At 71.6% G+C, this 24,519-nt stretch carries 23 protein-coding genes and 1 tRNA gene; 3 read left to right on the top strand and 21 right to left on the bottom strand.

Features of this window, described 5'->3' with window-relative positions; genetic code table 11:
* Nucleotides 1-206 precede the first annotated feature (206 nt).
* From BLT21_RS00260 to BLT21_RS00250, 3 genes are all read right to left on the bottom strand, one after another.
* A complete protein-coding gene (locus BLT21_RS00260; protein WP_091497257.1) occupies nt 207-1,241 on the bottom strand; it encodes a ribose-phosphate diphosphokinase in 1,035 nt (344 codons plus the stop codon).
* Complete coding sequence (gene glmU / locus BLT21_RS00255) at nt 1,216-2,688, bottom strand: bifunctional UDP-N-acetylglucosamine diphosphorylase/glucosamine-1-phosphate N-acetyltransferase GlmU (protein ID WP_091497253.1); 1,473 nt, start codon at nt 2,686-2,688, stop codon at nt 1,216-1,218. The genes BLT21_RS00260 and glmU overlap by 26 nt, the downstream gene beginning before the upstream one ends.
* A gap of 1 nt (nt 2,689) precedes the next feature.
* Nucleotides 2,690-2,761: transfer RNA gene (locus BLT21_RS00250), tRNA-Gln, on the bottom strand.
* Between the two features lie 99 nt (nt 2,762-2,860).
* Here BLT21_RS00250 and BLT21_RS00245 point away from each other — a divergent pair.
* Both BLT21_RS00245 and BLT21_RS00240 read left to right on the top strand, forming a co-directional pair.
* Nucleotides 2,861-3,379, top strand: a complete 519-nt coding sequence (locus BLT21_RS00245) for a MarR family winged helix-turn-helix transcriptional regulator (protein ID WP_091497249.1) — start codon at nt 2,861-2,863, stop codon at nt 3,377-3,379.
* A gap of 62 nt (nt 3,380-3,441) precedes the next feature.
* Nucleotides 3,442-5,298: an ABC-F family ATP-binding cassette domain-containing protein gene (locus tag BLT21_RS00240; protein WP_091497246.1), complete on the top strand. Its 1,857-nt coding sequence runs from the start codon at nt 3,442-3,444 to the stop codon at nt 5,296-5,298.
* Nucleotides 5,299-5,407: 109 nt separating this feature from the next.
* Here the strand turns inward: BLT21_RS00240 and BLT21_RS00235 are convergent, their stop codons facing one another.
* The 8 genes from BLT21_RS00235 to BLT21_RS00200 all read right to left on the bottom strand — a co-directional run bounded on the left by BLT21_RS00235 (nt 5,408) and on the right by BLT21_RS00200 (nt 12,374).
* The gene (locus BLT21_RS00235; protein ID WP_091497242.1) at nt 5,408-6,325 is read right to left on the bottom strand and encodes an ABC transporter substrate-binding protein; all 918 of its coding nucleotides are present in this window, start codon (nt 6,323-6,325) and stop codon (nt 5,408-5,410) included.
* 53 nt (nt 6,326-6,378) lie between these two features.
* Nucleotides 6,379-7,095 (bottom strand): ABC transporter permease, encoded by a 717-nt coding sequence (locus BLT21_RS00230; RefSeq protein ID WP_091497239.1) that lies wholly within the window; start codon nt 7,093-7,095, stop codon nt 6,379-6,381.
* Entirely contained in the window at nt 7,092-7,775 is a 684-nt protein-coding gene (locus tag BLT21_RS00225) for an ABC transporter permease (RefSeq protein WP_091497235.1), read from the bottom strand. Before BLT21_RS00225 ends, BLT21_RS00230 begins: the two co-directional genes overlap by 4 nt.
* A gap of 1 nt (nt 7,776) precedes the next feature.
* Complete coding sequence (locus BLT21_RS00220; protein WP_091497230.1) at nt 7,777-8,634, bottom strand: ABC transporter ATP-binding protein; 858 nt, start codon at nt 8,632-8,634, stop codon at nt 7,777-7,779.
* Nucleotides 8,635-8,638: 4 nt separating this feature from the next.
* Nucleotides 8,639-8,929 carry a DUF427 domain-containing protein gene (locus tag BLT21_RS00215; RefSeq protein WP_091497225.1) on the bottom strand — a complete coding sequence of 97 codons (291 nt, stop codon included), beginning with the start codon at nt 8,927-8,929 and terminating at the stop codon, nt 8,639-8,641.
* Nucleotides 8,930-9,043: 114 nt separating this feature from the next.
* Nucleotides 9,044-10,369, bottom strand: coding sequence for a GNAT family N-acetyltransferase (locus BLT21_RS00210; protein ID WP_091497221.1), 1,326 nt, complete (start codon nt 10,367-10,369; stop codon nt 9,044-9,046).
* A complete protein-coding gene (locus BLT21_RS00205) occupies nt 10,366-11,307 on the bottom strand; it encodes a 4-(cytidine 5'-diphospho)-2-C-methyl-D-erythritol kinase (RefSeq protein WP_091497218.1) in 942 nt (313 codons plus the stop codon). Before BLT21_RS00205 ends, BLT21_RS00210 begins: the two co-directional genes overlap by 4 nt.
* Complete coding sequence (locus tag BLT21_RS00200; RefSeq protein WP_091497215.1) at nt 11,304-12,374, bottom strand: aldo/keto reductase; 1,071 nt, start codon at nt 12,372-12,374, stop codon at nt 11,304-11,306. Before BLT21_RS00200 ends, BLT21_RS00205 begins: the two co-directional genes overlap by 4 nt.
* 191 nt (nt 12,375-12,565) lie before the next feature.
* Here BLT21_RS00200 and BLT21_RS00195 point away from each other — a divergent pair, with 191 nt between their 5' ends.
* Nucleotides 12,566-14,155: a stealth conserved region 3 domain-containing protein gene (locus BLT21_RS00195; RefSeq protein WP_091497211.1), complete on the top strand. Its 1,590-nt coding sequence runs from the start codon at nt 12,566-12,568 to the stop codon at nt 14,153-14,155.
* On the opposite strand, the gene BLT21_RS00190 is transcribed toward BLT21_RS00195, so the two are convergent.
* The 10 genes from BLT21_RS00190 to hemE all read right to left on the bottom strand — a co-directional run bounded on the left by BLT21_RS00190 (nt 14,100) and on the right by hemE (nt 24,510).
* Nucleotides 14,100-15,017: a phosphodiesterase gene (locus tag BLT21_RS00190; RefSeq protein WP_091497207.1), complete on the bottom strand. Its 918-nt coding sequence runs from the start codon at nt 15,015-15,017 to the stop codon at nt 14,100-14,102. The genes BLT21_RS00195 and BLT21_RS00190 overlap by 56 nt on opposite strands.
* Nucleotides 15,018-15,117: 100 nt before the next feature.
* The gene (rsmA, locus tag BLT21_RS00185; RefSeq protein WP_091497203.1) at nt 15,118-15,963 is read right to left on the bottom strand and encodes a 16S rRNA (adenine(1518)-N(6)/adenine(1519)-N(6))-dimethyltransferase RsmA; all 846 of its coding nucleotides are present in this window, start codon (nt 15,961-15,963) and stop codon (nt 15,118-15,120) included.
* 52 nt (nt 15,964-16,015) lie between these two features.
* Nucleotides 16,016-17,329: a glutamate-1-semialdehyde 2,1-aminomutase gene (gene hemL, locus BLT21_RS00180; protein ID WP_091497200.1), complete on the bottom strand. Its 1,314-nt coding sequence runs from the start codon at nt 17,327-17,329 to the stop codon at nt 16,016-16,018.
* Nucleotides 17,326-18,321, bottom strand: coding sequence for a porphobilinogen synthase (gene hemB, locus BLT21_RS00175; protein ID WP_091497196.1), 996 nt, complete (start codon nt 18,319-18,321; stop codon nt 17,326-17,328). Before hemB ends, hemL begins: the two co-directional genes overlap by 4 nt.
* Entirely contained in the window at nt 18,318-19,058 is a 741-nt protein-coding gene (locus BLT21_RS00170) for a uroporphyrinogen-III synthase (RefSeq protein ID WP_256335857.1), read from the bottom strand. The genes hemB and BLT21_RS00170 overlap by 4 nt, the downstream gene beginning before the upstream one ends.
* Before the next feature lie 23 nt (nt 19,059-19,081).
* Nucleotides 19,082-20,059: a hydroxymethylbilane synthase gene (gene hemC / locus BLT21_RS00165; RefSeq protein ID WP_256335856.1), complete on the bottom strand. Its 978-nt coding sequence runs from the start codon at nt 20,057-20,059 to the stop codon at nt 19,082-19,084.
* Nucleotides 20,056-21,270, bottom strand: a complete 1,215-nt coding sequence (locus tag BLT21_RS00160; RefSeq protein ID WP_091497183.1) for a ferrochelatase — start codon at nt 21,268-21,270, stop codon at nt 20,056-20,058. The genes hemC and BLT21_RS00160 overlap by 4 nt, the downstream gene beginning before the upstream one ends.
* Nucleotides 21,270-21,959 (bottom strand): hydrogen peroxide-dependent heme synthase, encoded by a 690-nt coding sequence (gene hemQ / locus BLT21_RS00155; protein ID WP_091497179.1) that lies wholly within the window; start codon nt 21,957-21,959, stop codon nt 21,270-21,272. The genes BLT21_RS00160 and hemQ overlap by 1 nt, the downstream gene beginning before the upstream one ends.
* Nucleotides 21,956-23,347 carry a protoporphyrinogen/coproporphyrinogen oxidase gene (locus BLT21_RS00150; protein ID WP_091500606.1) on the bottom strand — a complete coding sequence of 464 codons (1,392 nt, stop codon included), beginning with the start codon at nt 23,345-23,347 and terminating at the stop codon, nt 21,956-21,958. Before BLT21_RS00150 ends, hemQ begins: the two co-directional genes overlap by 4 nt.
* Nucleotides 23,344-24,510: a uroporphyrinogen decarboxylase gene (hemE, locus tag BLT21_RS00145; RefSeq protein WP_371113424.1), complete on the bottom strand. Its 1,167-nt coding sequence runs from the start codon at nt 24,508-24,510 to the stop codon at nt 23,344-23,346. The genes BLT21_RS00150 and hemE overlap by 4 nt, the downstream gene beginning before the upstream one ends.
* Nucleotides 24,511-24,519: the final 9 nt, after the last annotated feature.

Genomic DNA, 24,519 nt, shown 5'->3' with positions numbered 1-24,519 from the left:
GGCTCCAGCCGCCGGTGCCGGCCACGGTGCGCCCTACCGGAGCTCGTCTCCCGCTCGCTCAGCCGATGCCGTCGCCGGCGTGCGCCGTCAACCACCCGGTGCCGCCGACAGGTCGGGACGGCTGAGGAGGCCGGTGAACCGGCTGTCTCAGCCGCTCAGCCTGTGGACGGCCCGGAAACGGACCGGGTGCGACGCGTGCGCGGGGCTCAGGCCGCGCCGTCGAACATGCTCGTGACGGAGCCGTCCTCGAAGACCTCTTTGATCGCGCGCGCGAGCAGCGGGGCGATCGGGAGGATGGTGAGACCGGGGAAGCGCTTGTCGTCGCCCAGCGGGATGGTGTCGGTGACGACGACCTCGTCGATGGCGGCATCCTGCAGCCGCTCGACCGCCGGGTGGCTGAAGATCGCGTGGGTCGCCGCGACGATGACCCGCTCGGCGCCGTTCTTCTTCAACGCCTGCGCGGCCTTCACGATCGTGCCGCCGGTGTCGATCATGTCGTCGACGAGCAGACAGACCCGCCCGCGGACGTCGCCGACGATCTCGTTGACGGTGACCTGGTTCGCGACGTTGGGGTCGCGACGCTTATGGATGATCGCGAGGGGTGCACCGAGGCTGTCGGACCACGTGTCGGCCACGCGCACCCGGCCGGTGTCGGGCGAGACGACCGTGAGCCGCGCGCGGTCCTCCGGGCTGAGGGTCTGCTCGAAGTGCTCGAGCAGCACCGGCTTGGCGAACAGGTGGTCGACGGGGCCGTCGAAGAAGCCCTGGATCTGCGCGGCGTGGAGGTCGACGCTCATGACGCGGTCGGCGCCGGCCGTCTTGAAGAGGTCGGCGACGAGGCGGGCGCTGATCGGCTCGCGACCGCGTCCCTTCTTGTCCTGACGCGAATACGGGTAGTAGGGCGCGACAACGGTGATGCGCTTCGCGGACGCCCGCTTCGCGGCATCCAGCATGATGAGCGTCTCCATGAGCCACTCGTTGACCGGCGGGCCGAACGACTGCACGAGGAAGAAGTCGCAGCCGCGGATCGAGACCTCGAAGCGCGTCAGGATCTCACCCGAGGCGAAGGTGCGGTGCTCGGTGGGGACCAGCTCGGTGCCGAGGGCCGTGGCGACATCCGCCGACAGTCCCGGGTGAGAACCACCGGATGCGACGACGAGCCGCTTCTTGGTCTTGGCGACCAGTCCCGGGGCGATGCCCCGTGCGACGTCGAGATCAACCGTGTTCTTCTTGCGAGCCATCGTCCGCTTCCTGTGAAGACCGTACGCGCGCCGCCGCTGCGGCCGCGCCAGTACCGGGTCTGTTCTTCTCGACCCACCCCTCGACATTGCGCTGGGGGGCGACGCTGAGGGCGAGAGCACCGGCGGGGACGTCCTTGCGGATGACCGCTCCGGCGCCCGTCTTGGCGCCCTCACCGATCTTAACGGGCGCGACGAACACGTTGTGCGAGCCGGCGTGGACCTCGTCGCCGATGACCGTGCGGTGCTTCGCCAGATCGTCGTAGTTCGCGGTGATCGCTCCGGCGCCGAGGTTGACGCCTCGGCCGATCTCGGCGTCGCCGACGTACGACAGGTGCGGGACCTTGCTGCCCTCGCCGATGACGGTGTTCTTCGTCTCGACGAACGTCCCGATCTTGCCGCGCTCTCCCAGCTGCGTGCCGGGTCGCAGGTACGAGAACGGCCCGACGGTGGCGCCCGCGCCGATCACGGCGAGCGTGGCGTCGCTGCGGGAGACCGTGGCCCCGGGGCCGACCTCGCAGTCGTTCAGGGTGGTGTCGGGACCGACCGTCGCGCCCTCGGCGATCACCGTCGAGCGCAGGATGTGCGTGTTCGGCAGGACGGTGACATCCGGGGCGAGGGATGCCGTCACGTCGATCCACGTCGTGGCGGGATCCTGGATCGTGACGCCCGCGAGCTGCCAGCGCCGCACCGTGCGCGCGTTCAGCAGCCGTCCGGCCTCGGACAGCTGCACACGGTCGTTCACGCCGACGATGAGCGACGGGTCGGCCACGAGCTGCGCCGCGACCGCGAGCGCGTCAGCGCGCAGCATCCCCACGACATCGGTCAGGTACTTCTCGGCCTGCACGTTCGCGGTGCTGATGCGACCGAGCCGCTCGCGCAGGGGTGCGGCCCGGAAGGCGTAGACACCCGCGTTGATCTCGTCGACCGCGCGCTCGGCCTCGCTCGCGTCCTTGTGTTCGACGATGCGGTCGACGCCGCCGGCGGTGTCGCGGATGACGCGGCCGTAGCCCGTCGGATCGTCGAGCCGCGCGCTGAGCATCGTCGCGGCGGCGCCCGACGTGCGGTGGGCGCGCAGGAGGTCGCCGAGGGTGACGTGGTCCAGCAGCGGCACGTCGGCACTGAGGACGAGCACATCGCCCTCGAAGCCCGGAAGACGGTCGAGGGCGACCTCGACCGCGCGGCCCGTGCCGGGCACCTCGTCCTGATCGACGACGACGACCTCGGGCGAGACTCCGAGCACCGCGTCGGCGACCCGATCGCGCTCGTGTCGCACGACGACGAGGACATGGGCGGGCGCGAGGTCTCGAGCCGTGTACAGCACGTGTCCCACGAGGGGACGCCCGCCGATGCGGTGCAGCACCTTCGGCAGGGACGACTTCATCCGCGTCCCCTGTCCCGCGGCGAGGATGACGACGGCGAGGCCGGGATCGAGTTGGGTGTCGCTCATGCTCCGCCGCCAGGACTCGAACCTGAACCTCACAGCTCCAAAGGCTGTCGTGCTGCCATTACACTACGGCGGACCGCCGCACCGAGGCGCGGCCCGTCAAGTCTGCCAGAGCGCAGGGGCCCCCGCCTGCGCGCCGCCGATGCCGCCGCGACACGACCGGGATAATGGGGCCATGGCACACGAGACCGACGAGGTGGACCGCATCGTCGGCGCGTGGTCGCTGCGGCGTCCCGACCTCGACTTCTCGCCGCTCGAGGTGCTCTCGCGCGTCGACCGCCTGTCACGCCACCTCGACCGCGCACGTCGAGAGGCGTTCCGGCGCAGCGACCTCGAGCCCTGGGAGTGGGATGTCCTGTCGGCGCTCCGACGCGCGGGCGAGCCCTACCAGCTCAGCCCCAAGCAGCTGCTCCAGCAGACCCTCGTCTCGAGCGGCACCATGACCAACCGCATCGACCGTCTCGTGGGCCGTCGCCTCGTCCGTCGCGAAGCCGACCCGGGCGACGGGCGAAGCGTCCTGGTCACCCTCACCGACGACGGTCGGGTGCGCGTGGATGCCGCGATCACCCGCCTCGTCGACGCCGAGGCCGTGCTGCTCGGCGGCCTGTCGAAGGGCGATCGCGACCGTCTCGCGGGGCTGCTCCGCAAGCTCTCGCTCGGCTTCGACACCTCTGCGGGCCTCCCCTCGGCGTGACCGTCCCCCGCGTTCGGGCCCGCGCCGGGTCGCCGGCGGGCGTGGCCTAGCCTGGAAGCAATATGGCGCATCTTCTGGGAGCCGAGGGCCTTCGCCTCGAGTATCCGACCAAAGTGGTGTTCGACGGGGTCTCCCTCGGAGTCGACGAGGGCGACCGCATCGGCATCGTCGGACGGAACGGCGACGGCAAGTCGAGCCTGCTGCGCATGCTCGCGGGCCTGGTGGAGCCCGACTCGGGCCGGGTGACCGTGCGCGGCGGCATCCGGGTCGGGGTGCTGTCGCAGGCCGACGACCTCGACGACGATCTGCGCATCCGCGACGCGGTGGTGGGCGACCTGGCCGACCACGAGTGGGCGGGCGATGCACGCGTGCGCGACGTCATCGCCGGGCTCCTCGGCGACCTCGACTGGGAGGGACCGATCCGCGGTCTGTCGGGCGGCCAGCGACGGCGGGTCTCGCTCGCTGCGCTCCTCGCCGGCGACCACGACGTCATCTTCCTCGACGAGCCCACCAACCACCTCGACGTCGAGGGCATCTCCTGGCTCGCCGAGCACCTCAAGCGCCGGTGGTCGGCCGGTTCGGGCGCACTGCTCGTCGTGACGCACGACCGCTGGTTCCTGGATGAGATCTGCACCGCCACCTGGGAGGTGCACGATCGCATCGTCGAGCCCTTCGAGGGCGGCTACGCCGCGTACATCCTGCAGCGCGTCGAGCGCGACCGGCAGGCATCCGCGATCGAGGCACGCCGGCAGAACCTCGCCCGCAAGGAGCTCGCCTGGCTGCGCCGCGGTGCCCCGGCCCGCACGTCCAAGCCCAAGTTCCGCATCGACGCCGCCAACGAGCTCATCGCCGACGTCCCCGAGATCCGCGACCGCGTCGCGCTGCAGTCGCTCGCGGTCTCACGGCTCGGCAAGGACGTCGTCGACGTCCTCGACGCCGGCGTGACGTACGGCGACCGCGTCGTGCTCGAGAAGGTGGAGTGGCGTGTCGCACCGGGCGAACGCACCGGCATCCTCGGGGTCAACGGCGCCGGCAAGTCGACTCTGCTGGGACTCGTGTCGGGCACGGTCGAACCGACCGCGGGCCGCGTCAAGCACGGCAAGACCGTGAAGGTCGCGACGCTCTCGCAGCGGATGGGCGAGCTCGACGAGCACCTCGAACACCCGGTCCGGGTGGTCATCTCGAACCTGCGGACGAGCTACACCGTCGGAACCGGGTCGAAGGCTCAGGACCTGACCCCGGGACAGCTGCTCGAGCGGATGGGCTTCAGCTCGGCGCAGCTGTCGACGCCCGTCAAGGACCTCTCGGGCGGACAGAAACGACGCTTGCAGCTGCTGCTCATCCTGCTCGACCAGCCCAATGTGCTCATCCTCGACGAGCCGACGAACGACCTCGACACCGACATGCTCGGGGCCATCGAGGACCTTCTCGACTCGTGGGCCGGCACACTCATCGTCGTGTCGCACGACCGCTACTTCCTCGAGCGCGTCACCGACCAGCAGTACGCGATCCTCGGTGGACGGTTCCGCCATCTGCCCGGCGGTGTCGACGAGTACCTCCGGCTGCGGCGGGAGCAGCCCGGACGCACCGGCGCGAACGCGACCGCATCCGGCTCCGAATCCGGCTCCGGATCTGCCGGGGGGTCGGCGTCGTCCGCCTCGGGCGGCGGCGGGAAGGATGCTGCGCAGCCGGCGCTGAGCGGTGCCGAGCGGCGGGCGGCCGAGAAGGAGCTGTCGTCGATCGACCGCCGTCTCGAGAAGGTCCAGCGCGAGATCGCGGGCATCGACGCGGAGCTCGCCGACGCCCATGACGACTTCGAGCGCCTCCTCGGCCTGCAGCGGCAGCGCGACGAGCTCGTCGCCGAGACCGCCGAGCTCGAGGAACGCTGGCTGGAGCTCGGCGAGGCCCTCGGCGGCTGACCCGCCGACCCCGGGACTCGACCCCCGCCAGAATGCACTTTCGCGCCGAGACCCGGGGGTCAACCCATGGTCTCGGCGCGAAAGTGAGGTCTCGCGGTTCCGGGGACGGTCAGACGAGACCGTTCTCCTCGAGCCACTGCGTGGCGATCTCGGCGGGCTCGAGCTTGTCGACCGTGCTCTGGACGTTCAGGGCGACCAGGGCTTCGGGGGTGAGCTTCGCGCTGACGGCGTTGATCGTGTCGGCGATCTCGTCGGCCTGGTCCTTATTCACGACCGGGACGACGTTCGAGGCGAGGAAGAGCCCCTCGGGGTCTTCGAGCACGACGAGGTCGTCGGTCTGGATGCGCGGGTCGGCCGTGAAGACGTTCGCGACGTTGACCGTGCCGGCGACGAGGTCGTCGACGGTGGTCTCGCCGGTCGCCTGGAAGCTCACGTCGATGCCGTACGTGTCGGCGAGGCCCGACGGACCGTAGGGCCGCTGCTCGAGCTCGGCGGGGCCGCCGAGGGTGAGGGGCTCGGTCACGTTCGCCAGGTCGGCGATCGTGGTGAGGTTCCACTGCTCGGCGAAGGCAGCGGTCACGGTGTACGAGTCCTGGTCGCTCGCAGTCGCCTGGTCGAGCACCGTGAGGTTGTCGGGCAGCGCGTCGCCGAGGGCCGCGTAGACGTCCTCCGACGTGCGGGCGGTGGTGTCCTCGTCGAAGTACTGCAGCAGGTTGCCGGTGTACTCGGGGAACAGCGTCAGCGAGCCGCTCTCGAGCTCGGGCAGGTACGCCTCGCGCTGTCCGGTCGTGAACTGGCGGTCGACGGTCTTGCCGGCGCCTTCGAGCGCCTGTGCGTAGATCTCGGCGATGATCTCGTTCGAGTAGTAGTCCTGCGAGCCGATGACGATGGTGCCGTCGGCGGGGGCTGCGGACTCCGAGCCGCCCTCCGAGAGCGGGTCGGAGCTGGCGCAACCGGCGAACAGGGTGGTGGCGGCGATCACGCCGACACCGACCGTCAGCAGACGGCGGGTGGTGAAGCGGGACATGGTTTCCTCTTTCCGGTGGTGCGAAGGATCGGTGCTGTGGGTCGGATGGTCGGTCAAGCGGTGGCGGCCACGGGTCGGCGGCGCCGCTGCGGCGCGGCGTCGGCGGCGCGGATGCCGCGCGGCACGCTGAGGCGCTGCAGGAGGGCGAAGACGGCGTCGAGCAGCAGCGCCAGGAGAGCGAGGATCAGCGCGGCTCCGAGCACCTGATCGATGGCGCGCAGATCGATGCCCTGGATGATGCGGAAGCCGAGCCCGCCCAGGTCGGTGTAGCCGGCGATCGTCACGGTGGCGACGACCTGCAGCACGGCCGAGCGCAGTCCGCCGATGAGCAGCGGGAGGCCGAGGGGCACCTCGACCCGCCACAGGATCTGCCACTCCGTCATCCCGACCGCCCGAGCGGCGTCGATGGTGCGCCGGTCGATGGCCTGCAGGCCGCTGTAGGCGCCTGCCAGGAGCGCGGGAACGGCGAGCACGACGAAGGTGACGAAGGCCGCCTCGGTCTTCTGCGTGACGCCGAGGAGCAGGATCAGCAGGATCAGCAGACCGAAGGATGGGATGGCACGCGCCGCGCCCGAGACGGCCACCGCGAACTCGCGGCCCTTGCCGGTGTGGCCGATCGCCCACCCGATGGGCACGGCGATGACCGCCGCGATGAGCACGGAGATGAACGTGTAGAACAGCTGCTGGCCGATGAGGAACGGCACCGAGTTGCTGCCGGTGTACTGCGCCGGATCGAGCAGCCACGCGATCGCGTCGACGAAGACGTTCATGCGGTCGCCTCCACTCGGCGACGCGCCCGCCGGCTACGGCGCGGTGCGGCGGTGTGGGCCCACGGCATCACGAGGCGCCCGAGGATGACGAGCAACGCGTCGATGATGAGCGCGATGACCGCGACGGCCACGATGCCCGCGAACACCTCCTCGAGGAGGCGGCGCTGGATGCCGTTGGTGAAGAGGTAGCCGAGGTTGGTCACGCCCACGAGGATGCCGACCGTGGCGAGCGAGACGGTCGAGACCGACATGACCCGCAGCCCGGCGAGCACGACGGGACCGGACAGGGGCAGGTCGACGGCCCAGAATCGGCGGAATCCGCCGTAACCCATGGCCGTCGCCGCCTGCCGCACGCCCGGGTCGACGGAGTCGAAGCCGTCGGCGACGGAGCGGGTCTGGATCGCGATGGCGTAGATCGTCAGCCCGACGATGAGGTTGGTCTCGGTGCGGATGCCGTAGCCCAGCGCGCTCGGCAGCAGCACGAGCAGCGCGAGAGAGGGGATCGTGTACAGCAGGCCGGTCAGCGTGATGACCCATCCGCGGAGCAGCCGGTACCGCCAGGCGACCCATCCCAGAGGCACCGACAGGACGAAGCCGAGCACGATCGCGATGATGCTCTGCCGGATGTGGTCGAGGGCGAGCGAGAAGATGAGGTCGAGGTTCGACCAGATCCACGACACGTCAGGAGCCGCCTTCGCTCCGCCGAGCGGCGTCGTGCGCGGGCGCTCCGTCGACGAGGGTGCCCTGCGTGCGTCCTTCGGAGTCGACGAGCACCGGGCCCGCCGGCGTCTGCTCGATGCGCAGCGCGCGCTTGCCGCGGTCGACGCCGATGAAGCTCGCGACGAAGTCGTCGGCGGGTTCGCGGATGATCTCGCTGGGCGAACCCACCTGCAGCTTCTCGGCTCCGGCCGCGAGGATGACGACCTGGTCGCCGAGGAGGAAGGCCTCGTCGATGTCGTGGGTCACGAAGACGACCGTCTTGCCGAGCTCGCGCTGCAGGCGGAGCAGCTCCTGCTGCAGCTCGGTGCGGACGATCGGGTCGACGGCGCCGAAGGGCTCGTCCATGAGGAGGATGTTGGGATCGGCGGCGAGCCCGCGGGCGACGCCGACGCGCTGCTGCTGGCCTCCCGACAGCTGACTTGGGTAGCGGTCGGCCATGCGGGTGTCGAGACCGACCGTCTCCATCAGCTCGAGGGCGCGGCGACGGGCGTCGCGGCGACTGGTTCCGGTCAGTACCGGGACCGTCGCGATGTTGTCGGCGACCGTGAAGTGCGGGAGCAGGCCGGAGTTCTGCATGACGTAGCCGATGCGGCGACGCAGTTGCACGGGCGAACCCGTCGCGACGCTCTCGCCGTCGATCTCGATCGCTCCGGAGCTCGGCTCGACCATGCGGTTGATCATGCGCAGGAGGGTGGTCTTGCCGCATCCGGACGATCCGACGAAGACGGTCGTCTTGTGCGACGGGATGACGAGCGAGAAGTCCCGTACCGCCCGGGTGCCGTCCGGGAACTCTTTGACGACGTCTCGGAACTCGATCACGCGTTCAGCTCTCGATGGAGACGGCGCGGTCGAATGCGACGTAGCCCGAGAAGTCGGTGCCCACGCGCTCGATGGCCGTCGGATACGGGGTGGGGTACGACCACGCCTTGTCGGACGACCCGGCGACGTCGAAGTACTGCGCGTCGCCCTTCCAGGCGCACGTGTAGGCGGTGTCGCTCTCGGTCAGGACCCCCGGCGCGATGCTGCGCGGCGGGAAGTACCAGTTGCCTTCGATCCGCACGAGATCGTTCTCGTCGGCCTCCGCGATGATCGTGTCGCCCAGTCGTGCACGCATGGCGCCGCCCTCCGTTGTGGTCTTTCACGGTAGCGTTCGGAGCCGACACCGGAGGTCGTGTTGCGTCATGTCGTGAAATGGACTAAAAACGCGCATCCCGACCCGGTCGTGCGATCAGTACCAGAGACCGAGGCTCGGCACCGTCGGCGTGGCGAAGATGCGCGACGCCGAGGCCGCGTCCGTCGCGCGGATACGTCCCGCTCGTGCGAGCGTCTCGGGCGAGACGCCGCCGAGGTAGACGGCCGCCAGCTCGACGACGGAGAGCTCGATCGACCCGGCGTCCGCCACGTCCGGCGTGTCGGCCGCCGTGGGGGCGGTCACGCGCGCGCCGCCGTCGACGCCCGCGGTGAGCACGTACTCCCCCGCCGCGATGTCGAGCGGGTCGGTCACCCGCAGCAACACGCGACCGGGCGCCGCATAGGTCCGCGCGGCCAACGCCGCCGGCACGTCGAGGACCCGCAGGTACTGATGGTCGACGACGCGGACGGACGCCGCACGCCGATCGTCGATCATCCACAGCAGGGGCTCGTCGACCGAACGGAGATCCGCATGCACGTGCGCTACGAGATCGAGCTCGAGCACGAAGCGCCAGAGGGCCGCGTATGCGTCGTCGGTCTCGGCGAGGAGGATCGTGACCTTCGCCGTCCCCTGCACGATGTCGTGCGCGTGCGGGACGATCGTGTAGGTGAGGATGCCGCGAACCTCACCGCCGGCGTCGCGATAGGCGACGCACCGGATGTCTCCCCCGTCCTTCGCGTCGGGGTCGGTCCCGGTGAACCGGTCGCGGTGGCTCGGCGGCAGCGCCACCTCGCCCGGCGTCCGGCGGCGCGTGCGCTCGTGCAGCGAGACGACCGCGTCGCGCGCAGCCGTGCGCTCGACGAAGTCGAGCCGTCCGTCGGGTACCGGCCCGGTCCACCGGACCCGACGGGTGTCGATGTCGAGGGTCACGGCGGAGGCCGCCGAGGCGAACCCGTAGCGCCCGTAGAGCGTGGACTCGGTGACGGTCAGCATCGCGAGAGGGAGGCCCGCGGCGGCGATCGTCCGCACCTCGCCCTCGAGCAGGGCGCGCGCGATGCCTCGGCGCCGGTGGGTCTGGGCCACGCTCACGGCGCTGATCGCGCCGGCGGGCACGGTGCCGCCGCCCGGGACGGTGAGCTCGGATGACCATGAGGCGATCGTGCCGACGGCGACCTCGGGCATCGGCCCGGAGTCGTCGAAGACGCCCGTCAGACGTCGCTCGGCATTACGGGCACGGGCCGCGGCGACCTGATCCGTCGACCGCTCGCCGTCCTGGAAGCCGCGCGACACCGCGTGCAGCCATCCCTCGAACGCCGGGCCCTCGGCGGCCACCGTGCGATAGCCGAGACCGCGCTGCGCGAGGGCCGCGCGTGACGCCTCGTCGACCGCGACGGGCATCGACGGGGAGAGCTCGTCGGTCACCGGGACACCACCTTTGCACCCGCCACCGGGCCGGAGACATGGCGGGCCCGATGGCCCGCCGCGGACAGGGCGTGCTCGATGCCGCGCGCGGAGTCGGCGTCGGCGGCGAGAAAGGCGAGGGTGGGTCCGGAGCCGGACACCAGCCCGGCGAGCGCGCCGAGCTCGGACGTTCGATCGAGCAGATCGCACAGGTCGGGGCGGAGCGAGCACGCGGCGTCGTGGAGATCGTTGCGCAGCGAACCGGCCAGCAGGTCGGGAGACCCCGAGCGCAGCGCTTGGAGGACGACCGGGTCGACCTCGGGAGGGCCCGGCTCCGGGGCGATGTCGGGACGACGCGCCTCCCGCAGGCGGTCGAGCTCGGCGTAGACGGCGGGTGTGGCGAGGCCGCCGTCGTCGGCGACCACCACCCAGTCGAACCGCGCGCGTCCGAGGGCCGGGCTGAGGCGATCTCCCCGGCCGGTGCCGACGGCGCTGCCGCCGAGGAGCGAGAACGGCACGTCGGCCCCGAGACGAGCGGCCATCTCCTGCAGGGCGGGCGAGGTGAGTCCCGCGCCCCACAGCGCGTCGCAGGCGACGAGCGCCGCCGCCGCATCGGCCGACCCGCCGCCCATGCCTCCGGCGACGGGCACGCTCTTGCGGATGTCGAGATGCACTCCGCCCAGGTACCCGACCTCGCGGGCGACCATGCGGGCGGCCCGCAGCGCGAGGTTGCGATCGTCCGACGGCACGCCCGGCACGACCTGCCCCGACTCGTCGACCACTCGGACCGTGAAGTCGTCCGCCGGGGTCGCGATCAGGTCCTCGTAGAGCGATACGGCCTGATAGACCGACGCGACGTCGTGGTAGCCGTCGTCCTGCACCGACCCGACCTCGAGGAAGAGGTTGATCTTGCCCGGCGCCCGCACGCGGACGCGGTCGGGGACGGCGCTGAGATTCATGAGCCGTCCGACCCGTCCCAGATCTCACCGATGCGGGCGGCGATCTCGTCGATGCGCTGGAGCTCGTCGTCCGTGAGATCCGGCCCCTCGAGCGCCGCCAGGTTCTCGTCGAGCTGGGCGGTGCGCGAAGCGCCGATCAGGGCCGAGGCGACGACCGGGTCGCGCAGCGTCCACCGGATCGCGAGCTGCGCCAGGGTCTGTCCGCGCTCGCGCGCGAGGTCGCCGAGGTCGCGCAGGCCCGCGAGCGCCGACGCGGACAGGCGGCCGTCCTCGGGCAGCGAGAAGCGCTGCATCGAGCGATCCGAGGTGCCGTCGCCGAGGTAGCGGCCGGTCAGCAGGCCCTGCTGGAGGGGCATGAAGCCGATTGCCCCCATGCCGTCGGCGCGCAGCTGATCGGTCAGCCCGTCCTCCACCCACCGGTTGAGGATCGAGTACGACGGCTGGTGGATGACGAGAGGCGTGCCGAGCTCGCGGGCGACGGCAGCGGCGCGGGCCGAGCTCTCGGCCGAGTACGAGGAGATGCCGACGTAGAGCGCCTTGCCCTGACGGACGAGGGTGTCGAGCGCGGCCACCGTCTCCTCGACGGGCGTGGTGTCGTCCTCGCGGTGCGAGTAGAAGATGTCGACGTAGTCGAGGCTCATGCGGGCGAGCGACTGCTCGGCGCTCGCGATGAGGTACTTCCGCGAGCCGTGATTGCCGTACGGGCCGTCCCACATGTCGTATCCGGCCTTCGACGAGACGATCAGCTCGTCGCGGTAGGGGCCGAAGTCCTCGCGCATCATGCGGCCGAAGTTCGTCTCGGCCGACCCGTAGGGCGGGCCGTAGTTGTTGGCGAGGTCGAAATGCGTGATGCCTCGGTCGAACGCGTGACGCAGCACGGCTCGCTGCTGATCGAAGGCGATGTTGTCGCCGAAGTTCCACCAGAGGCCGAGCGAGATCGGCGGCAGGAACAGCCCGGACGAGCCCACCTGACGGTACGAGGTGTTCTCGTAGCGGTCGGCTGCGGCGGAGTAGGGACGGTGCAGGTCTCCGCCGCGCGAAGCGGGGAAGCGGGGCGAGGCGGTCACGCCCCGAGCCTATCGACAGGTCGGCTCGGCGTGGCGGGAACACCGGCACACTCCCCGGCGTTGCATCCATGAACGCCCGAGACACGACCGCCACCGTCGGAGCAGAGCCGCCCGATGTGCACGGAAACACCGATGTAACGGAGAATGTCTAGTCTGCTCACAAAGCACACCGTCTTCCTGAGGAGGAAACCCTGGCCCTTTCCGCTCTGCCTCGCCGCGAGAACCCCTGGATCGACCTGCCCGCGCGACGCGACGACGTCGTCCTCGACGAGGGCGTGCTGCGCCTCGTCCACGACGACACGACTCCCGACGCCGCCCGCATCGCAGACCTGCTGCTCATCGCCGACGCGCTCGAAGGCGCCGGCGTGCGCGCCCTGCTCATCCGGCACGATCTCCACACCCCCGCCCTCGCGGTCGATCTCGCGGATGCCGGGCAGGCCGCGGCGGCGCTGCAGACTCTGGGCCGTCGCGAGCCGGTGTATCTCAAGGCGAAGGGTGCGGCGCCGATCTTTGCAGCCGATGCCGTGATCCCGGCCGCCACGCCCCACGCGCTCCGCGCCTACCGCCCGCGGGTCACCGGCACCGGCGGACGCCGCTACGACCACGAGTACGGTGTGCGTCTGGAGTTCTGGCGCTTCGGCGACGCGACCGTCGAAGCCCCGCAGGCCAATGCCCTCATGCGCCGCATCACGCCGGCCGAGGACGTGCGTGTCGTGACGGCGGCACGGTACGGGCGCGACTGGCAGACCGTGGACGGCATGCTCGACCCGCACCCGCGCGAGGTCACGCACGACATCGACATGGTGTTCTCCTGGGTCGACGGTTCGGCCACCGACTTCCAGCGGCAGCGGGCCGCGCAGCTGTCGGAATACGTGGTGGGCGAGGGTGACGACGGTCCGGCGCGCTACCGCCACGTCGACGAGCTGCGCTACGCGCTGCGGAGCGTGCATATGTACGCGCCGTGGGTACGGCGGATCTTCATCGCCACCGACTCCCCCGCTCCGGCCTGGCTGGCCGACCACCCGAAGGTGACGATCGTGCGGAGCGAGGAGTTCTTCGCAGACCCGTCGACGCTGCCCACCCACAACTCGCATGCCGTCGAGTCGCAGCTGCACCGCATCGACGGCCTCGCCGAGCACTTCCTGTACTCGAACGACGACATGTTCTTCGGTCGACCGGTACACCCCGAGCTGTTCTTCTCCCCCGGCGGGGTGTCGTCGTTCGTCGAGTGCGACGTGCGCATCGGCGCCGGCGATCCGCGCATCGAGCGCTCCGGCCACGACAACGGGCTGCGGGTGAACCGCGCGCTGCTTCAGGAGCGCTTCGGCCGCGTCATCGTCCGGGACCTCGAGCACTGCGCCGCGCCGCTGCGCCGCAGTGTGATGACCGAGCTCGAGGAGACGTTCCCGGACGACTTCCGGCGCACCGCCGCGTCCCGATTCCGCGCGGCGACCGACATCTCGGTCACGAACTCGCTGTATCACTACTACGCGATGTTCACCGGACGGGCGCTGCCGAGCTCGGTGCCGCGCACGCGCTACGTCCAGACGACCCTGGCGCGGTCCCTCGCCGGGATGGAGCGGCTCGCCAAGCGGCGCGACATCGACATGTTCTGCCTCAACGACGGCGGCGAGACCGAGGTCCCCGAGGAGATCCGGGTCGCTTCGCTCCGCGACGTGCTCGAGCGGATGTTCCCGATCCGGGCGCCGTGGGAGATCCCGGCCGTCAGCGAAGGACGGGCACGGGACGCGTCGGTGGCGCGCTCCGGCGCGAAGCGCTGACCGGGGCGATCCCCGCCTCGGCCAGGCGTCGCTGCGCCTCGCCCGCATCGGTGTACTCGAGGGTCACCGGCGCCTCGACGGGAACGACCGAGTGGACCACCGTGTCGTCGTAGACGTGCACGAAGTTGAAGGACTGCGCGCCGTCCTGCGGCCGCGTCCCGCCGACGGGAACGGTCAGGTCCTGCGCGTAGCAGGTCGACGACGCGACCGAGACGGGGATGCCCGCGAACGTCGCGAACGTCGAATAGTGCAGGTGTCCGGCGATGATCGCGCGCACGTCGGATCCGGCGAGCACGGAGGCGAGCGACCGCTGGTCGCGCAACTCGACGCTGGCGGCGAGCGGCAGCACGCTCGGGACCGGCGGGTGATGCATCGCGAGGATGGTCCCCAACGGCGCGGGAGTCGCCAGGACGTCGCGGAGCCACGCGAGCTGCTCCGGTCGCACCTCGCCGTGGTGCGCCCCCGGCACGCTCGTGTCGAGGGTGATGAGCCGCAGTCCGTCGATCTCGTCGACACGGTCGGCGGTCTCGGTGCCCGTGTCACGCCACAGCGTTTCACGGAACCCCGCGCGGTCGTCGTGGTTGCCCATGACCCAGAACACCCGGGTGCCGAGCCGCTCGGCGAAAGGTTCGACGAGATCGCGGAGCTCGGCGTAGGCCCGCCGCTCGCCCAGGTCGACCAGGTCGCCGGTGAAGACGATGCCGTCGGGACGGAGGGCCGCAGCCTCGATAGCGTCGAGGGCGCGGCGCAGGTGCGCGGCCGCGTCGACGCGGTCGAAGAGCTGGGAGCCGGCTGCTCTCAGGTGGGTGTCGCTCAGGTGCAGCAGCACCCTCTCGGGTGCCGGGTACTCGGCGGTTCGCATCGTCTCTTCCAGGTCGGGTGATGCTCGCCACGACGCTCGCGGCTCGTCCGGAATGTTACCGGCATGTTTCGGGTGAAACCGATGACGCGCTGATGATCATTCAATGAACGGTTCGTGCGAGCCGCACGAAGTCGTCGATCGTCAGCTGCTCGCCGCGCAGCGTCGGGTCGATTCCGGCCGCCTCGAGCGCGACCGACGCCGTTGCGGCGGTGCCGCCGAACAGCGGCGAGACAGCCTGGCGCAGCATCTTGCGGCGTTGCCCGAACGCAGCATCGACGATCTGGAAGGTGCGCCGCCGGAGCGCATCGTCACCGCGCTCGATCTCGTCGCGATCGAACCCGACGAGCAGGCTGTCGACGTTCGGCACCGGCCAGAACACCTGGCGCGATACCGTGCCCGCGAGGCGCCACGACCCGTACCAGGCCGCCTTCACGCTCGGTGAGCCGTAGATCTTCGACCCGGGCGCGGCGGCCAGCCGCTCGGCCACCTCGGCCTGCACCATCACGACGCCGCGCTGCAGGTACGGGAAGGTCTCGAGGAAGTGCAGGAGAACCGGCACGCTGACGTTGTACGGGAGGTTCGCGACGAGCACGGCAGGCGCGCCCGGGAGCTCGGTGACGCGCATCGCGTCGGCGTCGACGACGGTCAATGCGCCGTCCGGCACCCCGTGCCGCGCCGCGGTCGCCGGCAGCTGCGCGGCCAGGCGGTGGTCGATCTCGACGGCCGTCACGCTCGCCCCGGCCTCGAGGATGGCGAGGGTCAGCGACCCCAGTCCGGGTCCGATCTCGACCACACGCTCGCCCGGCTGCACGCGTGCGGCGTGGACGATCTTGCGGACGGTGTTGGCATCGACCACGAAGTTCTGCCCGAGCTTCTTGGTCGGTGTCACGTCGAGGTCGGCCGCAAGGGCGCGGATCTCGGCGGCACCGAGCAGGGTCACAGGCATGACGACAAGCCTAGTTGCGGCGCCTCACGCCTCCCGCCGGAGGACGGTCGGCTCAACGGGCCGATGCCGCCGCAGCCCGCGCGGCGCCGGGAAGGGCGTCGAGGATGCGGCCGAGAGCGGCGTCGTCGTGCGCCGAGGTGAGAAACCATGCCTCGAAGGCCGACGGCGGCAGTGACACCCCCGCGTCGAGCATGGCGTGGAAGAAGGCGGCGTAGGCCGGGGTGTCCTGCCGCGTCGCCGTCTCGTAGTCGGGCACGCCCGCCGCGACCTCGGCGCCGAAGAACACGCTGAAGAGGGTGCCGGCGCGCTGGACGACATGGGGCACGCCCGCCGCGTCGAGAGCCGCGGATGCCGCGTGCGACACGACGTCGGCCGCTCGGCCGATGTGCGCGTAGACCTCGGCGTCGGCGAGACGCAGGGTCGCGAGACCGGCCGCGACCGCGACGGGATTACCCGAGAGCGTGCCGGCCTGGTAGACGGGACCGAGCGGCGCGAGCAGATCCATGACGTCGGCGCGACCCGCGAGCGCGGCGACAGGCAGCCCGCCGCCGACCACCTTGCCGAAGGTCAGGAGGTCGGGTGCGACGTCCTCGCCGGCCTCGCGGAGCACTCCCCAGTAGCCCGACGGTCCCGAGCGGAACCCGGTCAGCACCTCGTCGCTGATGAGCAGCGCGCCGTGGCGGTCGGTGAGCTCGCGCAGGAACGAGGTGAATCCCGGTGCGGGCGGCACGACGCCCATGTTGGCTCCGGCGGCCTCGGTGATGACCGCGGCGATGTTCGGGCCGTGCTCGGCGAAGACGGCCTCGAGAGCAGACGGGTCGTTGTAGGGGACCACGAGCGTCTGGGCGGCGATCGCCGCGGGCACTCCCGCGGAACCGGGAAGGGCGAGGGTCGCGAGGCCCGAGCCCGCCTGCGCGAGGAGTCCGTCGGAGTGCCCGTGGTAGTGGCCCGAGAACTTCACCAGCAGGTCGCGGCCGGTCGCGCCACGGGCGAGGCGGATCGCGGTCATCGTCGCCTCGGTGCCCGTCGACACGAGACGGATCTTCTCGGCGATCGGCACGCGACGCCGGATCTCCTCGGCGAGCTCGGTCTCGGCGGGTGTCGAGGCGCCGAACGACAGGCCGCGACGAGCGGCCTCGACGACGGCGTCGATGACCTCGGGATGGGCGTGGCCGACGAGGGCAGGACCCCAGCTCGCAACGAGATCGACGTAGTCGCGGCCCTCGGCGTCGGTCACGAGGGGGCCGCTGGCCGAGACGTAGAAGCGCGGCGTACCGCCGACCGATCCGAAGGCGCGGACGGGCGAGTTCACACCGCCGGGGATGACGGCCCGGGCTCGGTCGAACAGGTCGTCGTTGCGGCTCATGCGAAGTCCTTTCCGGCGCGGATCCAGTCGGCGACCTCGCGCGCCCAGTAGGTCAGGATGACGTCGGCGCCCGCCCGGCGGATGCCTACGAGCGACTCGGCGATTGTCCGCTCGCGATCGATCGCACCGGCCCGCGCGGCCAGCTCGATCATCGCGTACTCCCCCGACACCTGGTACGCCCACACCGGGACGGTGGCGGCGTCTGCGACGCGAGCGAGCACGTCGAGGTAGGGGCCGGCGGGCTTCACCATCACGTAGTCGGCGCCCTCGGCGATGTCCTGCATCGCCTCGGAGAGCCCCTCGCGAGCGTTCGCGGGGTCGAGCTGGTAGGTGCGGCGGTCGCCCTGGAGGGTCGACTCGACCGCGTCTCGGAAGGGGCCGTAGTAGGCCGACGCGTACTTGGCGGAGTACGCCAGCAGCGCGACGTCGCTGTGACCGGCTCCGTCGAGCGCGGCACGGATGACGGCCACCTGGCCGTCCATCATGCCCGACAGACCGAGCACCTCGGCTCCGGCACGCGCCTGCGCGAGTGCCATCCGCGCGTACACCTCGAGCGTCGCGTCGTTGTCGACCGACCCGTCGGCGGCGAGCAGGCCGCAGTGGCCGTGGTCGGTGAACTCGTCGAGGCACAGGTCGGCCTGCACGGTGATGCGTCCGCCTGCGGCGTCGCGTGCCACGCGGATGGCGCGGTTGAGGATGCCGTCCTCGGCCACCGCGCCCGATCCCTCGGCGTCGCGCACGGCGGGCACGCCGAAGAGCATGATGCCGCCGACGCCCGCATCCGCGGCGTCGGTCACGACGCTCGCGATGGCCTCGATCGGATGCTGCATGACACCCGGCATGCTCGCGATCGGCAACGCCTCGTCGATGCCCTCCTTGACGAAGACCGGCAGGACCAGCTGGGCGGCGACGAGGTGATGCTCGGTCGAGAGCCGTCGCATCGCGGGCGTGCGGCGGGTGCGGCGCAATCGCCGCTCGGGAAAGGTGCTCATGGGGAATCCTCCGATGGTCGCGCGTCGAGCTCTGCGATCAGGGCGTCGACGCTCTGCGAGTGTGCGGTGTGGTGCACGGTGTAGCCGAGCTTCTCGGCGTCGCGCGTGGTGCCGGGGCCGATCGAGGCGATGAACACCTCGGGCCCGGGGATGCCGACCTGGCGGCGAAGTTCGCGGCCGACGCTCAGCGAGGTCAGGAGCACGGTGTCGACCGCGCCCGACCGCACCGCGTCTGCGACGTCCGGCTCGAGGTCGACCCCCACCGTGCGGTACGCGATGCACACGTCGACCTCGTACCCCTGCAGCTCCAGCTCATCACTGATGACCGCCATCGCGAGGTCGGAGCGCAGCACGAGGCATCGCCCGGTCGAGCGCGGCGATCGGCCGGCGCACCACTGGGCGATCATGTTCGTGGCCGACGAGGTGCCGACCGGGACGAACTCGACCTCGAAGCCCGCCTCGGCGACCGCGCGGGCGGTCGGGCGGCCGACGGCCGCGATGCGGGTGCCGACGGGGATGTCGACCCGCTGCGCGACGAGCTGCTCGACCGTCGCGGCGCTCGTGATGAACACCCAGGCGTACTCGCCCGCCGCCAGACGTGCGAACGCCGCGTCGCGCGCGGCGGTGTCGCGCGGCGGGCGCGATTCGATCAGCGGCGCCACGACGCCCGCCGCGCCGCGCCGCGCGAGCTCGTCGCGCACGCGTTCGCCCCAGGCACCACCGCGAGGGATCAGCACGCGCCGCCCACGGAGACCGCCCGTCATCGGCTCGTCCCCGGCAGATCGACGATGTCGGCGGCACCGCCGTCCAGCAGTTCCGCGACGACGTCGGCCGCGAGGGCTTCACGAGCCTCGTCCGACGCGGGCTGAGCACCGAGGGTGCGGTGCGCCCGCACCGTGCGCAGACCGTCGGGCGCGTAGACCTCGGCGACGAAGACCGCTTCGGGGCCCTGCCCGCTGACGGAGATGCCGACGGGGGCGGCGCACCCCGCCTCGAGCAGCCGGAGCACCGCGCGCTCCAGACGCGCGCGCGACGACGACTCCGGGTCGTCGATGACGGAGACCGCACGACCGATCGGACCGTCGCCGTCGACCGTCCGGATCTCGACGGCCAACGCCCCCTGACCTGCAGAGGTCGGCCACTGCTCGAGGGCGAACACCTCGCCGATGGCGGCATCCCGTTCGATGCGGCGCAGCCCCGCCTCGGCGAGGACGATCGCGTCGTACTCGCCGTCGCGCATCTTGCGCAGGCGCGTGTCGATGTTGCCGCGGATGTCGCGCACGCGCAGGTCCGGGCGGCGGCGCAGCACCTGCGCGACCCGTCGAGGTGAGCCGGTGCCGACGGTCGCGCCGGCGGGCAGATCGTCGAGGGTCGTCGCGGCGACCGGCCCGCAGAGCACGTCCCGCTGAGGCGCGCGGGGCGGCACCGCGGCGATCGTGAGCCCCGGGTAGGGCGCCGTCGGCAGGTCCTTCATCGAGTGCACGACGAGATCGCACTCCCCCCGCAGGAGCGCTTCGCGCAGGGCCGTCGCGAACACGCCGGTGCCGCCCATCTGCGCGAGCGATCCGGTCAGGACGTCACCGTCGGTCGTGATCTCGACGAGCTCGACAGCGATGCCGGTGGCCGCCGAGATCGCGTCCGCGACATGACGCGACTGGGTCGTCGCGAGCAGGCTCGCGCGCGTCCCGAGCCGCAGGACCGGAGCGCCCGCCTCGGCGGCGTCGACGCCGGCTGTCACGGGGCGACCCCCGCGAGGGCCGGCTGGAAGCCCAGTCTCTTGTTCTCGCAGCATCCGGGACGGCACACGTCGTACCACGGTCCGAGCGACGTCACGGCGGGGCGTTCCTCGACGGGAGTGCCGTTCACCCGCTCCTCGACGAGGTCGACCAGCCCCGAGACGTACGCGGGGTGAGTGCTGGGCGAGGCGGTGCGCACGGCGAACAGGCCGTGCTCCTCGGCGGTCTCCATCGCCTCGGTGTCGAGGTCCCAGAGCACCTCCATGTGGTCGCTGACGAACCCGAGCGGGACGATCAGGATCGCCTTGCGACCCGCGGCCGGGAGCTCCGCGATCGCATCGTTGATGTCGGGCTCGAGCCACGGCACGGAAGGCGGGCCGGAGCGGCTCTGGAAGACGAGCTGCCACGGGCTCGTGGTGCCGAGCTCCGCGACGATGGCCTCGGCGACGGCGGTGTGCTGCGCGACGTACGCGCCGCCCGGCCCGAAACCGCGCTCGGGGGGACCGGAACGGTCGGCATCGGAATCGGGGATCGAGTGCGTCGAGAAGAGGATCTCGACGTCCTCCTCGGCGATACCGCGGTCGCGCACCTGAGCGAGACCGTCCCGGATGCCCTCGACGAAGGGGGCGACGAAGCCGGGGTGGTCGAAGAACTGACGCACCTTGTCGATCTCGACCTCGCCCGCGAGTCCGGTCGCCGCCATCGCGTCGGCCAGGTCCTCGCGGTACTGACGGCACGACGAGTACGAGCTGTAGGCGCTCGTGGCGACGGCGATCACCCGGCGGTGCCCGTCGGCGTGGAGGTCGCGCAGGGCGTCGTCGACGTAGGGCATCCAGTTGCGGTTTCCCCAGTACACCGGCAGCCCCAGCCCCCGCGCCGCGATCTCCGCCTCGAGGGCGGCCTTCAGCTCGCGATTGTGCTGGTTGATGGGTGAGACGCCGCCGAAGTGGCGGTAATGGTGCGCGACCTCTTCGAGCCGCTCGTCGGGGATGCCGCGACCGGCGGTGACGTTGCGGAGGAAGGGCAGGACGTCGTCCTGACCCTCCGGGCCGCCGAAGCCGAGCAGGAGCAGGGCATCGTACGACGTGGGCTCGCTCACGTGGGGCGCTCCCCCGCACGATGCCGGACCTGCGGCGGGGACCGCGCACCCGGGTGCGCAGGGGGGCGCGCTCTCGGCGCGCGGGGGCTTGGGACGGAACTCGGTCGCACTCATCAGGACAGCACCTCTGCCAGTTCGGAAACCTCGACGCGCCGTCCGGTGTAGAACGGCACCTCCTCGCGCACGTGCCGACGGGCGTCGGTGGCGCGCAGGTCGCGCATGAGGTCGACGAGGCTGATGAGCTCGTCGCTCTCGAGCGGGAGCAGCCACTCGTAGTCGCTCAGTGCGAAGGTCGACACCGTGTTCGCGATGACATCCGAGAACTTCGCGCCACGACGGCCGTGCTGCGCGAGCATCGCCGACCGTTCCTCCTCGGGCAGCAGGTACCACTCGTAACTGCGCACGAAGGGGTAGAGGCAGAGCCAGTCGCGAGCGTGCTCGCCGCGGAGGTAGCCCGGAACGTGCCGCTTGTTGAACTCCGCCTCGCGGTGCACGCCCATCGCGCTCCACTCGAGGTCGAAGGCCGCGAGGGCGGCCGTCCGGCGCAGCTCGCGGAGCGCGCGCTGCAGCGCCGCCGGATCGTCGTCCGACCCGGGGGCGGTGTGCAGCCACACCATCAGGTCGGCACCGGCACGCATGCCGGTCACGTCGTACAGGCCGCGCACCGTCACTCCGCGCTCCGGCAGCCCGGCGACGACGCGCTCGAGCTCGGCGAGATCGGCCTCCGTCGGTGCCTGGGGCCGCGGACGGGGACCGGCGAGGATGGCGAAGAGGGTGTAACCGAGCGGGATCTGTTCGGTCATCGGGACTCCTTTCGGACGGAGGTGGGAGCGAGCAGCTCGTGCGCGAGGGCACGGGCGTGCGGGATGACGGAGGCCAGTCCGGTGCCGGCGGCGACGGCACCGACGACGTGGATGCCGCGGGCGGCGGCATCCGCCACCGTCTCGGTCCACGCCTCGGACTCGGCGGGGACGACGGCGTCGCGCCAACGGGTCGTGACGATCTCGCCGATGTCGTCGCGGTCGACACGCCCACCGGTGAGATGGGCGATCTCGCGGGCGACCGCCGTGGCCGAGTCGAGTCCGGCGGAGTCGTCGACGCGCGCGGACAGCCGCACGAGGTGAGTGCCCTCGGGCAGCGCCGCGCGTGCCCACGCCCATTTCGCGTCGATGTGCGTCAGCGCCTTGGCGGCGGTGTGCGCCCCGGGGGCGACGATGACGCCCGATCCGACCGGGTCCGCCGCCAGGTCGGGCGCGGTGACCGCGGCGGTCAGCAGGCGCACGGCGGGCTGGATGGGCGCCGTCGCGGCCTCGTCGATCTCGCTCGCGGGCGCGCCGAGCAGAGCCGCGGCACCGCGAGGGCCGGTCGCGACCACCGCGCGGGCGGCTCGGATGCTCTCGCCGTCGGCGAGGACCACCGACACGCCGGCCGCGTCCGACGACAGGGCCTCGGCGACGACGCCCGTGCGGATGACGGCACCGCGTTCCTGCGCGAGCGAGGCGACGGCGTCGGCGAGGCGCCACATGCCGCCCATGATCCCGCCCACGGCGGTACCGCCGGCCGCGTGGGGCGCGACCTCGCCCGCGGCGGCCAGCAGCGAACCGGTGCGCTCGAACGCCGCCCACATCTTCGGATGAAGGCGCGGCAGCGGCACGGCGGCGGCGGGCTGCGAATAGATGCTCCGGCACAGCGGGTCGACCAGGTCGCGGACGAGCCCGGCGCCCAGGCGCTCCTCGACGACATCGGCGAGCGACGCGGTCGGGTCGACCGGCGCGTCGAGCACCTCGACGGCCGCACGCCGGGCCGCGCGCTCACCGATGATCGCGACGACGTCCGCCGCGAGCGGGTCGGCGGGGATGCCGATCACGGTGCGTCGCGGCAGCGGCAGCCGGCTCCAGCGCCCGACGCCCGGCTGCGACACGAGATGAGCGGGACCGGAGTTCGGCACGACCACCTCGAGGGGCAGCGCGAAGTCGGCGATCAGGCGCGGGACGGCATCGGTGCGCTTGGCGAAGGACTCCGCGCCGAGGTCGACGTCGACGCCGGCGATGCGGCCGCGGCGCAGCATCCCTCCGACGCGGTCGTCGGACTCGAGGACGGTCACCCGCGCACCCGCGGTAGCGGCCTCGAGCGCCACCACGAGACCGGCGATGCCGGCGCCGACGACGACGAGGTCGGTCTCGCCCGTCATCCGGCGCGCCACTGGTGGACGGTACGGACGACCGAGCTGATCGCGTCGGGGTCGGCCTCCATCGGCACGCCGTGACCGAGGTTGAACACGTGCGCCCGCGCGGCGCGCCCCGCCTCGAGGATGCGGGCGATCGCCGCGTCGCGCACCGGTGCGGGCGCGAACAGCAGTGCGGGGTCGAGATTGCCCTGCAGCGTCAGCTCGGGACCGACGCGCCGGGCGGCCTCGTCGAGCGGCACGCGGTAGTCGACCCCGAGCGCATCGATGTCGATCGAGGCCATGTCACGCAGGATCTCGCCGGTGCCGACGCCGAAGTGCACGAGCGGGATGTGGTCGATGCCGGCGCCCGCCGGCACCGGGAGGGCGCGGACGGCGTCGAACGAGGCTGCGGAGGCGGGCAGCGCGGCGGCCCGGTAGTCCTCGGGCGGCAGACCGCCGGCCCACGAGTCGAACAGTTGGGCGGCGCTGGCACCGGATTCGACCTGCAGCGCGAGGAACTCGCCCGTCACGCGCGCGAGCCATTCGGTGAGCGCACGCCACGCGGCGGGGTCCTCGTGAATGAGCCGCCGTGCGGCGAGGTGGTCCTTCGAGGGACCGCCCTCGACCAGGTAGGCCGCGAGTGTGAACGGGGCGCCGGCGAAACCGATGAGCGGCACCGCTTCGCCGCGCGACTCGGACTCCTCGGCCAGCATGCCGGTCGTCAGCTCCACCGCGCGGGCGATGGCCTCGCCGCGCTCGCGCACGAGGCGTGGATCGATCTCGACGGCGCGGGCGATGTCGGCGGCGGTGCGCAGCGGCTGCGCGAACACCGGCCCGCGGCCGGCGGCGATCTCGACCTCGATGCCGAGGATCGCGAGGGGGACGATGATGTCGCTGAAGAAGATGGCGGCGTCGACACCGTGACGACGCACCGGCTGGAGCGTGATCTCGCTCGCGAGCTCGGGTGTCAGGCAGGCGTCGAGCATGGATCCCTGCGAGCGCAGGGCGCGGTATTCGGGCAGCGACCGCCCGGCCTGACGCATGAACCAGACGGGGGTCTTCTCGACGCGTTCGCCGAGCAGGGAGCGCACGAGCCGGCTCGATGCGGTGGCGTGCGAGACGAGAGGGTGGGCGGATGCCGGAATGATGATCTCCTCGAATGAGTTAATCGATATACTAGTCACGATTCCAGGGGG

It is taken from the genome of Microbacterium sp. cf332 (assembly GCF_900102175.1).
Taxonomy (GTDB): domain Bacteria; phylum Actinomycetota; class Actinomycetes; order Actinomycetales; family Microbacteriaceae; genus Microbacterium.
This window is presented reverse-complemented; position numbering and strand designations above follow the sequence as displayed.